Here is a 14,926-nt window from a genome sequence, read left to right on the forward strand (position 1 = left end):
CTATTTATTTACTTATGAGCTCTTTTTGGTTGTATATATTGTGGTTGAATTGTTTGAGCTGTTTAGCCGATATAACACCTGCAAGCATTGAGCCGCCCACATTAACAGCCGTTCTTCCCATGTCAATTAAAGGTTCAACAGATATTACAAGTCCAACCAATCCCACTGGAAAGTTCATTGCTGAGAGCACCATTAGTGAAGCTGTTGTTGCACCTCCGCCAGCTCCAGCAACCCCAAATGAAGTTATTATTATTAATCCAATAAGTGTGAGTATAAATGAAATATCTGTAGGGTTTATTCCTTGAGTTGGTGCTATCATTATCGCAAGCATAGCTGGGTGTAGTGCTGCACAACCATTTTGTCCAATTGATGTTCCAAAGGAGCTTGATAAATTTGCTATTCCTTCGCTTACTCCCAGATTTTTAGTTTGAATTTCTATATTAATAGGTATGGTGGCAGCACTCGACCTAGATATGAATGCAAATGATAGTGCTGGGAATATTTTTTTTATAAAAGTAATTGGGTTTAATTTATTTATTGCAATTAATGTCATATGCATAAGAAATGTAAGACCTATGGCAATGTAGGAAGCAATTACAAATTCTCCAAGCTTTATTATGCTTTTGATTTCGCTGGTTGCTGTAATTTTTGTCATTAAAGCTAATATAGCATAAGGTGTTAGTTTTAAAATTAAAGTTACTACACCCAATATTATATCTTGAAGCGTTAATATTATTTTTTTAAAAAATTCTATTGATTCTGGCTTTTTGATAGATGTTTTAAGGGCGGCTATTCCTATGATAGCTGAAAATATCACAACTCCTATGGTTGAGTTTTTTCTAAGTCCTGCAAAATCTTCAAATATATTTTGTGGAATAAGATCTGTGATTTTTTTTGTGATTGGTGTTTGCTTTAATATTTCAAGGCCTTTTTGCAATTTTTCACTTTGTAAAATTTCGCTAGTTCCTGCTTGTAGTCCTTCGGCTGTCAATCCTAATACTAAAGCAGTGAAAATGCCAATTACGGCAGCAATACCTGCTGTAAATACTAGTGTTAATATTACAAGTAGGCTCATTTTTCCAACATCTTTACTGTTGGTTGATTTTATTATTGCAGATATTATTGATGTTATTATTAAGGGGATTATAATCATTTTAAGGAGCCTTACGTATCCATCGCCCAAAATACTTATCCAATTTATAGTTTCGTTTGTTATTTCTGAATTTGTTCCATAAAAACATTGAATAGTCATTCCAAATACTATTCCGATTGCTAACGATATAAACACTCTTTTTGTAAAAGAAACATTTTTTCTTTTACAAAAATAAACTATACTTATTAGAATAAGCATAGTTATAATATTAATTAATGTATATAACATACTTATCTTGTTCATTATTCCCTCTTATATAAGTTTAGTGCATTCTTTTTTAAACTTAAGGTGATATATTTAAAGATTAATTAATCTTGTTTTAATAAAATTTTTTTAGAATAAGATTCTATTACTTCATCTTCAAATGTGTTATTTTTTAAAATTTGGTTTGCAATAATTTTTCCTAGTTGGACTCCTTCTTGGTCGAATGAGTTTATATTTAATAGAAATCCCTCAAACATTACTTTATTCTCATAATGGGAGAGTATTGCTCCTATTGCATAAGGTGTTAATTCTTTTGAATATATTAGTGCAGAAGGCCTTTCGCCTTGAAAATTTTTATTTTTGTTACTATTTTCTTTGCCTTTTGAAAATGCTATTATTTGGGCTATTAGATTTGCTTTTAATTTATCATTGCTTGAGCTGTTATCAGTTATTGTATCTTCTTTAAGTTGTGTTTCATTGAAACCTATGAAATCCATTGGAACTATATCTGTTCCTTGGTGAAGCATTTGAAAGAATGAGTGTTGAACATCTGTTCCAATGCCTCCCCAAATTATTCTTACAGTTTTATAGTTTATTGTTTCGTTAAATCTATTTACACTTTTCCCATTACTTTCCATTTCAAGTTGTTGTAAATGAAGATAAAAATTTTCCATTGCTTTAGAATAAGCAATGATGCAGTTGCTATTGTAGTTGAGAACATTTCTTTCATATATACTAATTAGTGCTGCTAAGAGAGATGCATTTTCTTTTATGTTTTTGTTTAATGATTTTTTATCAGCTCTGTTAGCCCCTTTTATAATTTCTTTTACAATTTTTTCTGTGAAGCAAAGAGTAAGTAGTGTAAGTCCAACTGCTGATGTTGGAGAAAATCTTCCACCTATTGAGTCATGCATAAAGAAATATTCAAGATATCCTTTTTCCTCTAGTGCTAACATACTATCTTTTAATGTTATAATGACTATTTGTTTTTTATATTCTTTTATGCCATTTAATTTTAATTTGTTTATTAAGAATTGCATATTAGCTTTGGTTTCTAATGTATTTCCACTTTTTGAGACAATAATAAAAAGCGTTTCATCAACATTAATACTGCTTAATACTTCTTCTGATTCGTCTGGATCAATGTTTGAAATAAAATAACCATTCATTATAGCTAGATTGTGTTTTTTTGCATAATTTTTTATTGAGCTATAAAGAGCTTTTGGCCCCAGGCTAGACCCACCAATTCCTATTTGAACTACGTTTTTAAACTTTTTACCATTTGAGCTTTTAATGTTGCCAGAATGAATTTGCTTTGCAAAATTATATATTTTTTCAAGTTCTGATTGGAAAAACTCTCTCATATTTTCTTTATTGTCTTCTATTACGTCCTTACCAATTTGTCCTCTTGTAAGGTGATGCAAGACTTTTCTATTTTCACTAATATTGATTTTTTCTCCATCAAGCACTTCTTTATATTTTTCTATTAAATTTGCTTCATCGCTTAAATTTTGAAAAATTTTAAGGTGGGTTTCATTAATTTGCTTTGAAGCATAGTTATAATGTACACTATCTCCTTCTATTGTAATGTCATATTCTTTTATTCTTTTTTCAGTTAATGCCGTTTTGAGCACTTCTGGAGCAATTCCTTCAAGGATTTTAAAATTTTCAAGTTTATCAAGATTTTTGTAATTTAACATAAACACACACCTCTTTATTATGGTTTAAATTTTTCTATTTTTTCTTTTACACATGTTTTTAATTTTTAAGATAATAAATTTAAAAAATCTTATTATTATATTGCTTTCAGAATAAATTTTTAAGTAAGCTTCTCCTGTGTTTGCCTCGCTTCTTGTAAATGATTTTCTAACATTATTCTCATCAAGTTCAATTTCAAGTAAAGTTTTTTTGTTTTCAATTGAGATTACCTTTACCTCAACTTCTTTGTAACCTATTTCTTTTAAAGCTTGATATCTTCTAAGTCCTGCTATCAAGTTTTTATTTTTATCTATTATTATTGGATAAATTAATCCATGTTTTATAATACTGTTTTTAAGAGTTTCAATGTCTCCTATATTTTTCCTAATTCTTTTTTTTATTTTTATTTGATCGATATCTATTAACATATTGTTTTAATCCAATTGGATATCTTCTCCGTTGACGTCTTTATTGTTAATTTTCTCATTTTTATTGTTTTTTGAATTTAATTCTTTTGTGTTTTGTGCTTCTGTGTTTGTTTCATTAATAATGGCTTCGTCTTTAATTTCTTTAGTGTTTTCAATAGGCATTTCTCGGTTATTATTGTTATTTATTAGCTCTTGTTGTGAGTTTTTATTTTCTATTTCACTTAAGGGTTCTTTGATGTTCATTTCTATTTCATCTTCATTTTTATTTTCTTCATTATTATTGGTGCTTTCAAGATCATTGTTACTGTTGTTATTGTTAATACTTTCAAGATCATTGTTACTGTTGTTATTGTTAATACTTTCAAGATCATTGTTACTGTTGTTATTGTTAGTACTTTCAAGATCATTGTTATTGTTGTTATTATTGTTGATTCTTTCAAGATTATTGTTATTATTATTGCTATTGTTGTTAAAGCTTTCAAGATTATTATCAAGATATTCGAATTCAGGAGTGTCAAAATTTATTTCATCGTTATTATTAATCTCATCAATTCCATATATGTTAAATTCTATTGTATTTTTAAATTCTTGTTTATTTTCGTAATATTTTGATTTTTCAACTGGTTGGGTGCCGGAAATAAATAGTTCATTTATTATTTTCTCATCAGCAATTTCTTCTGGTAGTAGGCCAGTTTCTGCTTGTACAGGGATACTAATTATTCCTGCAGGCTTTACAAAAACTTTTTTGGGCAAGTTTTTGTGATATTCTGCCATGAATTCTCCCCAACTAGGTCCTGCTAATCCTGTTCCTGTTCCAGATATTCCCAGCGAATATCCTTTTTTGTCAAATCCAACCCAAAATGCTGTTGTTATATAAGGAGAATATCCTATTGCCCATCCGTCTGCCCAATTTTGTGTTGTTCCCGATTTTCCAGCAATGTCTGATTTAAAATTTTTGAGATTTGTATATCTTTGATTCGCTAAGGTTCCGTATTGAATTGTTGATTTCATCATATCTGTGATGATATAAGCGGTTTGAGGAGACACTATTTGAGTTTGATGTTCCTTGCTTTTTATTTTAGCCAATATGTTTGCTTCTTCATTTGTTATTATTCTTCCAGCTCTGTCTTCAATGTATCTTATCCCATAAGGTTCGATTTCGTTACCACTATTTCCTAAAATTGCAAAGGCTCTTGCCATTTGGATTGGAGAAACCGATATTACGCCTAGTGCTAATGGATAAACTTTCGGAAACGTTTTTTCTATTTCTTTTGGATCTGTTATTCCTAGTAGTTTTGAAGAGTAGCTAATTGCAGAGTCAAAACCTATCCTGTCTAATATTCTTAATGCTGGAATATTTAAGGACAGAGCTAATGCTTGGCGTGTTAAAACGTTACCCCTCCATTTGCCACCATAATTTCCTGGAGCATAAACTTCTCCGTTTTTATTTAGAAATGCTACCGGAGAGTCTGAAAACATTGTGGCAGCTGTTATTTTTTTTAGATCAATTGCGGCTGCAAAATATAATGCTTTGAATGCACTTCCAGGCTGGACTTTTGCTTGTGTAGCTCGATTAAATTCATTGTCTTTAGTATGCCCACTTCCCCCAACCATAGCTCTTATTGCTCCGCTTGTTGTATCTATTGCTATCATTGCTCCTTCAGGCTGTGCAATTAGTTTTGGTGTTAATTTGTTTTTAATAATATATTCTTTTGTTGCCTTATCTATTTTATCAATTCCAAGTATAGCTCCAAAGCTTGCAATCAGATCAATATTGTCTTCGTAAAATTTTCTTTTTCTTAGTTTTTTATATTGCCTTCCATTTATTCTTAAATTTTTAATTCCCAATAAATCTGATATTGCATCTACTACAGGGACAATTTCTGAATTAATAATTATTGTTTCAGATGATCTATTTGAATTGTGCATTGTTCTTGCTTTATTAATCATATCGTTTGTGACTTTATCTGCATATTTTTGTGCCTCAAGATCAAGGGTTGAATATATTGAGTATCCATCTTTATATATGTTTGCACCATCTGGTAAATATTTTAGTATTTTTTGTCTTATATATTCAGAAAAATAAGGAGCTTGGTCTTTTTTGTTTGAAATTGCAGATGTGTCAGCCATTCTAGTCCAATCATAATTTTGCCAGTATTCATTAAATTCTTTTTCAGCAATTTCAGCCTTGACTATTCCATTTGATACAACTTGGTTTAAAACTGCGCGCTGTATTTTTTTTGAAAATTCTGGATTGTAAAGAGGTGAATAAAGTTTTGCATTTGGAAGCTGAATTATCATCATCACAGATTCTGCTGTATTGATTTTATTTACACTTTTGCCAAAAAAGAATTTTGATGCTGCAACTATTCCATAGTTTCCGTTTCCAAAGTAAACTTTATTAAGGTACTTCTCTAGTATTTCGTATTTTGAGAGTTTTTTTTCAAGTTGAATTGCCCACCATATTTCATGTAATTTTCTCAAAATTGATCTTCTTGCTTGATTTGTGTAGAGGAGCTTTGCAAGTTGTTGGGTTAATGTGCTGCCGCCTGAAAAATATCTGCCAAGAACAATATTAAATGCAGCTCTAAATATTCCTATCAAGGAAAAACCTCGATGAGAAAAAAACCCAATATCTTCTCGTATTAAAAGCGTATTAATTAGATTGTCAGGCATTTTTCGCAAAGGCATTAATTCTCTATTCTCATCAGATATAAATTGAGTTATTTGTTTTCCATTAATATCTAAAAGTCTTGAAGGAACTGCTGGATTTACATATCCAAAATTTTTATCTTTTTGTATGTTTATAGTTTTAGATACTGCTAATGAGAGTGTAATAATAGAAAAGCTAACTGCAAAATATGTTAAATAAATAAGCAGCTTATGCATATTTATTTTTTTCAAATTGGGGCTATTTAATTTCATACTTTTTACTAAAGTATACTATAAGTGCATAAGAATTAATAATATTATAGGTTGATTGTTATAGTATAAAATTATTGTTATAATTTTACACTATGTAAACAGCGGTTTTAAGTTTTATTAATTAAAAGATGCTGTGAGGGGTGGGTGATGGCATGTTTTTGATTTTAATGAGTAGATTTATTGATTATTGATTAAGCGTTTTTATAGCTTAATTGTTTTAAACTTTTTTATTGGTGTAAAACTGTTTAAAACAGTTTTAAGCTTTGTGTAGTATTTTTATATTCAAAAAAGGAGAAAGGAGAGGTTTATGCTTTTATCTAGAAAAATAAGAGATTATGGGGCTAAGTATAGGGGCAAAGAGATTAAAATGAGTACAGAGATAAATAGTTTTTTAAATCTTTGCAATACTATTGAGATGAGAGTAGGCTCTTATGCTGTTTTTGGAGTAATTTATTCTATTTCTATGGATTCTCTTAAGCTTATCTTTCAAGAAGATACGGTATTGCCTGCTTTGGCTAAAAATAAAAATTTAGGCTCTATTCAACTTAAAAAAAAATCAAATTCTAAGAGTAGTGCGGCTTTTTTTCCCTTTTTATCTGTGAAGTTATTGAGTGCTTCTGCTTATTCTTCTTTGAATAAGGAATACAATTTATTAACATTAGAATTTTTATCTCCTGTTCCAGAAGAGATTGCTATTAAAGTTGGAAAGCTTCTTGATTTAAAACTTGGGCAAAATCAGAGAATTCATGAGAGGATTATTATCGATAAAGATTCTATTAGAAAGCTAAAAATTGATTCTGATAAAGCTTTTATCAAGTTTAATGGAGCAAAACATAAATGTTTAATAAAAGATTTATCTTATGGGGGCGCTTTAGTAATTTCTTCTTTTGATTATGGGGATGTTGAGGAAGATGCAATTGATTTGATTTTTAGTTTTGAATTTATGGATGAAGAAATTTTTATTGAAGGTAAATCAAAAAGCTTAAGCGTTATTCAGACGCCTAGTGGAAAGGTTTTTGCGCTTGGCATTGCTTTTGATGAAGACAAAATACCACTTGAGTATACTATGTTAATCCACGATTATTTCAATTAATCAGAAGATTGAAATTTTTATTATGTAATTATGCAAAAGTTTGCTTGTAATACTTAAGCTTAAGTTTTCTTGGTTGTATTTGCTGGTTTTATTAAGGTTGGAGAGGAGAGGTGTTCTGTGTCTTTAGACTTTTATTTTAGCATTATTTTATTAATGAATAATTATTCCTTTTTGAATTTTTTAAGTAACAATTTAGCATAATTTTTTGTTAATAAATCTATTTGAACTGGCTTTTTTGATTCTATTGTTTATTGAGTATCCAAGCTCTTCGTCTTTTAAGAATTCACTAAGTATTTGTTTGTAGTTGTTTTCAGAATTTACCAGTTCTTTGTAAAGATTTTGTGCATATTCTTCAAGGGTATTAAATACTGTAATATTTTTTTTATCCCAAAAAGAATTAAATAAATAAGATTTTAGAGTAGCTTTTGTGATAAGTATTTTTGTATCTTTGTTTAAATATCTTCTTATGTTATCTTGACTTTTAAATAAATAGACGGGAATTTTTGGCTTATAATGTTCTATTATGTTTCCGGGTGATTTTTCCAGTTCTATTCTTGTTTCTGCATAATTTACTTTATATTTTCCTTGAAGTTCATTTTCTATCATTTTTTTTGTTATTGCGCCTGGTCGTAATATCAGCACGTTGTCTTTTAGGTCAAATCCAATCACAGTTGATTCGATTCCAATATTAAAGTCTTTGCTCCCTTCTGTTTTTATTATTCCCTTTACAAGGCCATTTAATTCTTTTAAGGCCATTTCGAAATTTGTTGAGCTTGGTCTTTTTGATATATTTGCAGACGGTGCTACTATGGGGACTTTAGATGCTTTTATTAGGCTTAAAGCTGTTTTATTTGCAGGAATTCTTATTGCCACTGTGTCTAGATTTCCACTTACAAATCTAGATATTTTTATTGATTTTTTAAGAACGTAAGTTAAAGGACCCGGACTAAATTTTTTTATTAGCATGAGAGCGCTTTTGGGAATATGCTCTGATAATTCTTTTATTTTTTTTAATGTATCAACGTGTACTATTAAAGGATTGTTAATAGGCCGTTTTTTTACTAAAAAAATCATTTTTACAGCATCCTCATTGTAAGCATTTGCGCCAATTCCGTAAACTGTTTCTGTTGGGAATACAACAAGCTCTCCCATTTTGATAAGTTTTGCTGCTTTTTGTATTTGACTGTTGCTAATTATTTCTGTTGATATCATTTTTTAGACTTTTTTCTTTTTATAATTAAATCAAAAAAAATGTAAATAAGCAATTTGCAAGCCCAATTGTTTGTTGAAATATTTTTTTATATTATAATAAACATTATGAGAAATTTAATTTATGCCATCTTAAGAGATAATAAAAACCTTGTTTTTCTCTTTGTATTTTTTTTTATTGCTTCTCATTTAAATTCTGCAACAGTAGGCCTTGCTTCATGGTATGGCGAAGCTTTCCATGGAAAAACCACTGCTAATGGCGAAAAATTTGATATGATGGCTCTTACGGCTGCTCATAAAGAATTGCCTTTTAATACTACCGTAAGGGTTACAAATCTTTTAAATAATAGAACAGTTGTTGTAAGAATTAATGATAGAGGTCCTTTTAGAAAGGATAGAATAATCGATTTGTCAAAACATGCTGCTGAGAAGCTTGATTTTTTAGGAATAGGAGTTGCTCCTGTAAAAATTGAAGTAATTGAAAGTGCAAATGAAAAAAGACCTTCTGTATCAAAATCTAGTGACTTTAAAAAAACATTTAATAATATTCCTGAGATTAAAGAAGAAAAGAAAACCAATAAATCAGACGAAAATGTTTCTGTTGAAAATAAATCTTCGAATTTATTGGTAGATTACTCAGTTTCTGCTGACAAAGAAACAGATTTTTACATCCAAGTTGGATCTTATAAAAAAAAAGATTATGCTGATAGAGCTTATCGAATATTAAAAAAAGCGGGTCTTTTTGTTGTAGTAAATTCTCATGGGCCGTTTTATACCGTTTTTATTCCTACTAATGCTGATGATGTTCAAAGAAATATAGAGCTTATTAAATTTGCTGGATATAAAGATACTTTAATAAGAAAAACCAAGGTTCCAGGCGAGAGCCTTATTATGGATTGATTTTTTAAATTATTTTTTATTAAAATTATTTATTAACTTTTTAAAATTTTATGATTATGTCCTTTATTGCTAGTCCTTTTGTGGTATTTTTTTATTTTAAAAATTGCAGTTCTATTTTTAAAAATTTAAATTTATTAAGCGGTTGTTTTACTTTGCTTAAATTTGTATTTTATTATTATATAGTTATTTTATGAAGTTTTTATTTGATATTTCTCTTCCAATTATGATTTTGGCTCCGATGGAGGACGTTACCGATACTGTTTTTAGAAATTTAATTCATTTAATAGGATCTGAAGAAGGAGAACCCGATATTTATTTTACTGAGTTTATTTCTACAAAAGGAATTTTGAATAGATCAAAACAATCTATTCAACATACTTTCTTAAAACCCAATGAACTTAATAGGCCTTTAATTGCTCAAATTTGGGGCAATGTCCCCGAACAATTTTATAGAGCAATAGAAATATTGGGGGGCATGGGGTTTTGGGGAATTGATATTAATATGGGGTGTCCTAAGAGTAAGATAATTAAAAAAGGAGTTTGTTCAGCTTTAATTAATAATAAATCTTTGGCTAAAGAAATAATTCTTGCAAGCAAAGAAGCGTGTGCGAGATTTAATTTGCCTCTTAGTGTTAAGACCAGGCATGGATTTTCATATCCAGAAGTTGATGATTGGCTGGGGTTTTTGTTAGGCCTTAAAATTGATATGTTAACGGTTTATCCAAGACTTGCTATTAATCAGAGCAAAGGTCCTGTTAATTTTGATATTTTTTATGAACTTGTTAAATTACGAAATAATCTTAGTCCTTCTACTCTGATTATTGGCAATGGGGATGTTTTGAGTCTCAAGGACGCTAGATATTATGTTAATAAATATTTAATTGATGGGATTATGTTTGGTCGCGGAATTTTTGATAATTTGAATTTATTTAAACCCTCTTCAAAGCACTTTTTAGATAGTAATTTAAATTTTAGGTTAAATATATTAAAATTTCATATAAAGGATTTCCATGCTACTTGGGGACTTGAAAAAGATTTTAATAAACTTAAAAAATATTTTAAGATATATTTTACTGAGAAAGAAAGACAGAGTAAATATTTTTCAAATCTTATAAATTCAAAAACTTATGAAGAGCTTTTTGAAAATTTAAAAGTTATTGAAATGGTAGGAGATTTTTAAAACGATGAATTGTAAACCCCTTGAAAAATATGATCCCAAGGCATTTGAAGATGAAATTTACACTAAGTGGCTTAAAAATAATGTTTTTTTGCCAAATAATTCTTTATTTGAAAAATTTAGTATGGTTGCGCCCCCTCCTAATGTTACTGGCGTGTTGCACATGGGGCATGCTCTTAATTTTGTTTTACAAGATGTTCTTGTAAGGTATAAAAGAATGAAAAGACACAATACTTTGTGGCTTTTTGGCACAGATCATGCAGGAATAGCAACGCAGGCTGTTTTTGAAAGACATCTTAAAAAGATTGGTAAAAGCAAGGATGATTTTGCAAGAGAAGAGCTTGTTAGAGAAATTTTTAAATTAAAAGATAGGCATAGGGGTATGATTGTCAATCAGATAAACAAACTTGGGGCATCTTATGATCATTCAAGAGAAAGATTTACCCTTGATGAGAATCTTTGTAGGGCTGTTAACAAGGTTTTTAAGGACTTATATTCTAAGGGGTTGATTTATAGGGGTGAGTATCTTGTTAATCTTGATCCTGGATCTGGGAGTGTTGTTAGCGATGAAGAGATTGAATACAAAGAAGTTGATGGCAAGCTTTATTTTGTTAAGTACTTTATTGATAACTCTTCTTTTATTGAGATTGCAACAACTAGGCCTGAGACAATGTTTGGGGATACTGCCATTGCTGTTAATCCTAATGATGAGAGATATAAGTCTTTGGTTGGCAAAGAAGTTACAATTCCTTTGACAACTAAAAAGATAAAAATTATTGCAGATTTTTATGTTGACAGCACTTTTGGCACTGGAGCTTTAAAAGTTACTCCCGCGCATGATCCTAATGATTTTGAAATTTCAAAAAGGCATAATATTCCTAAGGTCAATATTTTAACTCAAGATGGAAAACTTAATAAAAATGTTCCTTTGCAATACCAAGGATTAAGCGTGAAGGATGCAAGATTTAAAATTGAGACAGAATTAATGGAAAAAGGTTTTTTGCAAGATGTCAAAAAGCATAGACAGCAGGTTGGGCATTGTTATCGCTCAGGTGAGGTTGTTGAACCTTATTTGTCTACTCAGTGGTTTGTGAAAATGAGGCCTTTGGCAGACAAAGCTTTAAAGGCTTTAGAGAATGGAGAGTTGAGATTTTATCCTAAAAAGTGGGAAAATACATATAAACATTGGCTTTCAAATATTAGAGATTGGTGTATATCAAGACAACTTGTTTGGGGGCATAGAATACCGGTTTGGTACGATGTTGATACATCTGAGCTTATTGTTAGTGATACTGATCCTTCTTTAGATGAAAAGAATATGGGTAAGAGGTTTATTCAAGATCCAGATGTTCTTGATACTTGGTTTTCTTCTTGGCTATGGCCTTTTTCTTCGCTTGGATGGCCCAATTTTACTGCTGATTTTAAAAATTATTACCCAACAAATACTTTAATAACAGCTTACGATATAATATTTTTTTGGGTTGCAAGAATGGTGATGGCAGGATTAGAATTTACAGGACAAGTTCCTTTCAAAGATGTTTATATTACACCTCTTTTGCGGGACAAACAGGGCAAAAAAATGTCAAAGTCCTTGGGTAATGGAATAGATCCCCTTGATATTATTAATGAGTATGGAAGTGATTCTTTGCGGTTTACTTTGTCTTTTTTGTCTGTTCAGGGTCAAGATTTAAATATTGACGCTAAAGATTTTATGTTTGGAGCTAAGTTTGCAAACAAAGTTTTTAATGCTTCCAAATTTATTCTTTTAAATTTAAAAAATAGAGAAATATTAAATGATTTAAAATTTAACAACATTGACAAATGGCTGCTTACAAGCTTAAATTCAACCATTCTTGATGTAGAGTCTTCTTTTGCAAATTATAAATATAATGAAGCTTCAAAATTTGTTTATGAGTTTTTTTGGAATGATTTTTGTGATTGGTATATTGAAATTAGCAAAATTGATTTAAATAATGAAAATATTGATACTCAAAATATGGCTATTTCTAAGTTGTTATTTTTTCTTAAAAAATCATTGTTGATTTTACATCCGTTTATTCCTTTTGTTACAGAAAAAATTTATTCTGAATTTTCAGAAAAGGAAGATATTTTAGCTTTAAATGAATATCCAAGTTTTTATATTGCTAATAATTTTCAAGAAGAATTTGAAAGTTTTAAAGTATTGAAAACTTTCATTATCGCTATTAGAACACTTAAGAGCGAATTTAATATACCTGCTAGTGTTGAAATTGATGTTGCTTTGAAGTTTGATGCGGACTTTAAATATGAGGCATATTTTAAGGCCAATGAAAGTATTGTAAAAAGAATGATTAATTTTAAAAACATATTTTACAATGAAAATTGTGATGGCATGCTTGGTATAGCTGCAGTTGGTTTTGAAATTTATACAGATGTTAAGTCATTGATAGATAAAACTAAAGAGTTGATAAGGCTTGAAAAGCAGCTTGAAAAGTATAAAATGCTCAATATTTCTGTTTCAAAGAAACTTGAAAATAAAAATTTTTTAATGAATGCTCCTGAGGAAATTATTGAATCTGAAAAATTAAAATTTGTAGAATTTTCTTCTTTAATTAATAAAATAAATAGTTATATTATTAATTTGAAAAATCTGTAAAAAGATTTAAAAATTATTATGTAATGAAATTAGCGTGGTTAACTTTTAAATAAGATGCTATTAGAAATAGCATCTTGAATCTTTAATTATCATTTAATATTTGAGAAGATAAGAAGTTTGAGTCTTGTAGTTTCATGAAGCTTTTTGTTATTGTTGATACATCTTCTTCTTTAATGTAGATCGATGGAAATGTTTTTCTTTGATTAAAGATAAAATCGAAATCAAGAATTAAATAAATTTGATTACTTTTTCGAGTTACACTTAGCTTTAATTCAAAATCATCGTCGTCTTTGTATCGTTTATAAGGATTTTCTTTAATCATTTTTGTCTCTAATAATATGATTTCATTTTCTTTAATGTTTTTTGGCCTGCTATCAAATAATATTAGACTTTTGATTATATTGCTAGTATTTAAAAGATTGAAAAAGCTGAAATTCCTTCTATATCCTTTTTCTTTTAGGATAAGCTTAACTTCTGAATCGTGATCTTTAATGTGTTCTCCGTTATGTTCAATTTCAATAATGCCTTCAAGGCTTGCATTATTTAGAACCCCGGAATATTTTTCTTTTTTTATTAGTATATCTTGTATAAAGAACAAATCTTTGATTATTTCTTTTGCAAAAACATAATTATTAGATATTAAAAGGATTAATACTATAACTAATATTTTTCTTGTCATTAAAATTCTCCTTGTGCCATTGATAGTATATTATATTTGGTGGAAATTTTTTGTAATGTATGTTAAAAGTAAATTTTTAATTTTTTTGGGCTTTTATCATATGTCTTTTATTTCCAAATCCTTTTTCTATGTGAATGTATTTGAAGTTGGCAAATTTTAGGCCGTCTTTTACAATTCTTGCAGAGGAAAATGTTGAAAGCTTGCATTCTAGGCTGCTTTTCTCAGAAATTAAATTGAATATTTCATTGCTCCACATTTCAGGATTCTTTTTAGGATTAAATCCATCTAAAAACCAGTATTCTACATTTTTTGGAATTTCTTTGATTTTTATTTTAGCATCTCCAATTAAAATTTTTAAATTTACATTTTCTATTATTTTTAGTTTTAAATTTTTTTTTGGAATTTTAGGGTAATGTTTTAACATTAATTTAAAATAAGCAGTTTCTTTAACGAAGAACTTTGAAATTTGCATTATTGTTTTTTTTTCAAGCGGATATTTTTCTATAGAATAATAATTAATTTTTGAGGTTATGTTGTTTTCTTTTATGAATTTTAAAAGACACACAAAGTTTAATCCTGTTCCAAATCCCAACTCTGCTATTAAAAGATTTTTTTTGGTTTTTAATTCTAAATCTAGATTACATCCTTTAATAAATGTATAAAAACTCTCTTCAATTCCATGCTTTGAATTGTAATAGATGTCATCGAATTTGCTTGAATATATGGTTTTCTCTTTAAAAATTGGCTTTTTCATTTAATTTTATCTCTTCAAGCTTACAGAACTCTGTAAGCTTGAAATTTTTAATTTGATTGATCAGAATAATA

General features: G+C 28.9%; 11 protein-coding genes. 4 read left to right on the top strand and 7 right to left on the bottom strand.

What is annotated here, in order from left to right; translation table 11 throughout:
• Nucleotides 1-4 precede the first annotated feature (4 nt).
• The 4 genes from QIA00_RS03680 to QIA00_RS03695 form a co-directional block, all read right to left on the bottom strand.
• Nucleotides 5-1,396 carry an L-cystine transporter gene (locus QIA00_RS03680; RefSeq protein WP_316257527.1) on the bottom strand — a complete coding sequence of 464 codons (1,392 nt, stop codon included), beginning with the start codon at nucleotides 1,394-1,396 and terminating at the stop codon, nucleotides 5-7.
• Nucleotides 1,397-1,461: 65 nt separating this feature from the next.
• Complete coding sequence (locus QIA00_RS03685; RefSeq protein ID WP_316257528.1) at nucleotides 1,462-3,057, bottom strand: glucose-6-phosphate isomerase; 1,596 nt, start codon at nucleotides 3,055-3,057, stop codon at nucleotides 1,462-1,464.
• Nucleotides 3,058-3,081: 24 nt separating this feature from the next.
• Nucleotides 3,082-3,483: a ParB N-terminal domain-containing protein gene (locus QIA00_RS03690; RefSeq protein ID WP_184106920.1), complete on the bottom strand. Its 402-nt coding sequence runs from the start codon at nucleotides 3,481-3,483 to the stop codon at nucleotides 3,082-3,084.
• 6 nt (nucleotides 3,484-3,489) lie between these two features.
• On the bottom strand, nucleotides 3,490-6,408 hold the full coding sequence (locus QIA00_RS03695; protein WP_316257529.1) for a penicillin-binding protein 1A: 2,919 nt from the start codon (nucleotides 6,406-6,408) through the stop codon (nucleotides 3,490-3,492).
• Nucleotides 6,409-6,715: 307 nt separating this feature from the next.
• On the opposite strand from QIA00_RS03695, the gene plzA reads away from it, so the two are divergent.
• The gene (plzA, locus tag QIA00_RS03700) at nucleotides 6,716-7,501 is read left to right on the top strand and encodes a c-di-GMP-binding receptor PlzA (RefSeq protein ID WP_316257530.1); all 786 of its coding nucleotides are present in this window, start codon (nucleotides 6,716-6,718) and stop codon (nucleotides 7,499-7,501) included.
• A 192-nt stretch (nucleotides 7,502-7,693) separates the two neighbouring features.
• Here the strand turns inward: plzA and QIA00_RS03705 are convergent, their stop codons facing one another.
• Nucleotides 7,694-8,713 carry an L-threonylcarbamoyladenylate synthase gene (locus QIA00_RS03705; RefSeq protein ID WP_316257531.1) on the bottom strand — a complete coding sequence of 340 codons (1,020 nt, stop codon included), beginning with the start codon at nucleotides 8,711-8,713 and terminating at the stop codon, nucleotides 7,694-7,696.
• 105 nt (nucleotides 8,714-8,818) lie between these two features.
• Between QIA00_RS03705 and QIA00_RS03710 the strand changes: the two genes are divergently transcribed.
• From QIA00_RS03710 to valS, 3 genes are all read left to right on the top strand, one after another.
• A complete protein-coding gene (locus QIA00_RS03710; protein ID WP_316257532.1) occupies nucleotides 8,819-9,610 on the top strand; it encodes a septal ring lytic transglycosylase RlpA family protein in 792 nt (263 codons plus the stop codon).
• 190 nt (nucleotides 9,611-9,800) lie between these two features.
• Nucleotides 9,801-10,790 (top strand): tRNA dihydrouridine synthase, encoded by a 990-nt coding sequence (locus tag QIA00_RS03715; protein ID WP_316257533.1) that lies wholly within the window; start codon nucleotides 9,801-9,803, stop codon nucleotides 10,788-10,790.
• Nucleotides 10,791-10,794: 4 nt separating this feature from the next.
• The gene (valS, locus tag QIA00_RS03720) at nucleotides 10,795-13,422 is read left to right on the top strand and encodes a valine--tRNA ligase (protein WP_316257534.1); all 2,628 of its coding nucleotides are present in this window, start codon (nucleotides 10,795-10,797) and stop codon (nucleotides 13,420-13,422) included.
• An 82-nt stretch (nucleotides 13,423-13,504) separates the two neighbouring features.
• Here the strand turns inward: valS and QIA00_RS03725 are convergent, their stop codons facing one another.
• On the bottom strand, nucleotides 13,505-14,101 hold the full coding sequence (locus QIA00_RS03725) for a hypothetical protein (RefSeq protein WP_316257535.1): 597 nt from the start codon (nucleotides 14,099-14,101) through the stop codon (nucleotides 13,505-13,507).
• Nucleotides 14,102-14,177: 76 nt separating this feature from the next.
• A complete protein-coding gene (gene mnmC2, locus QIA00_RS03730; protein ID WP_316257536.1) occupies nucleotides 14,178-14,855 on the bottom strand; it encodes a tRNA (5-methylaminomethyl-2-thiouridine)(34)-methyltransferase MnmC2 in 678 nt (225 codons plus the stop codon).
• Nucleotides 14,856-14,926 lie beyond the last annotated feature (71 nt).

The sequence above is a fragment of the Borreliella americana genome, assembly GCF_032595795.2.
In the GTDB taxonomy this organism is placed as follows: domain Bacteria; phylum Spirochaetota; class Spirochaetia; order Borreliales; family Borreliaceae; genus Borreliella; species Borreliella americana.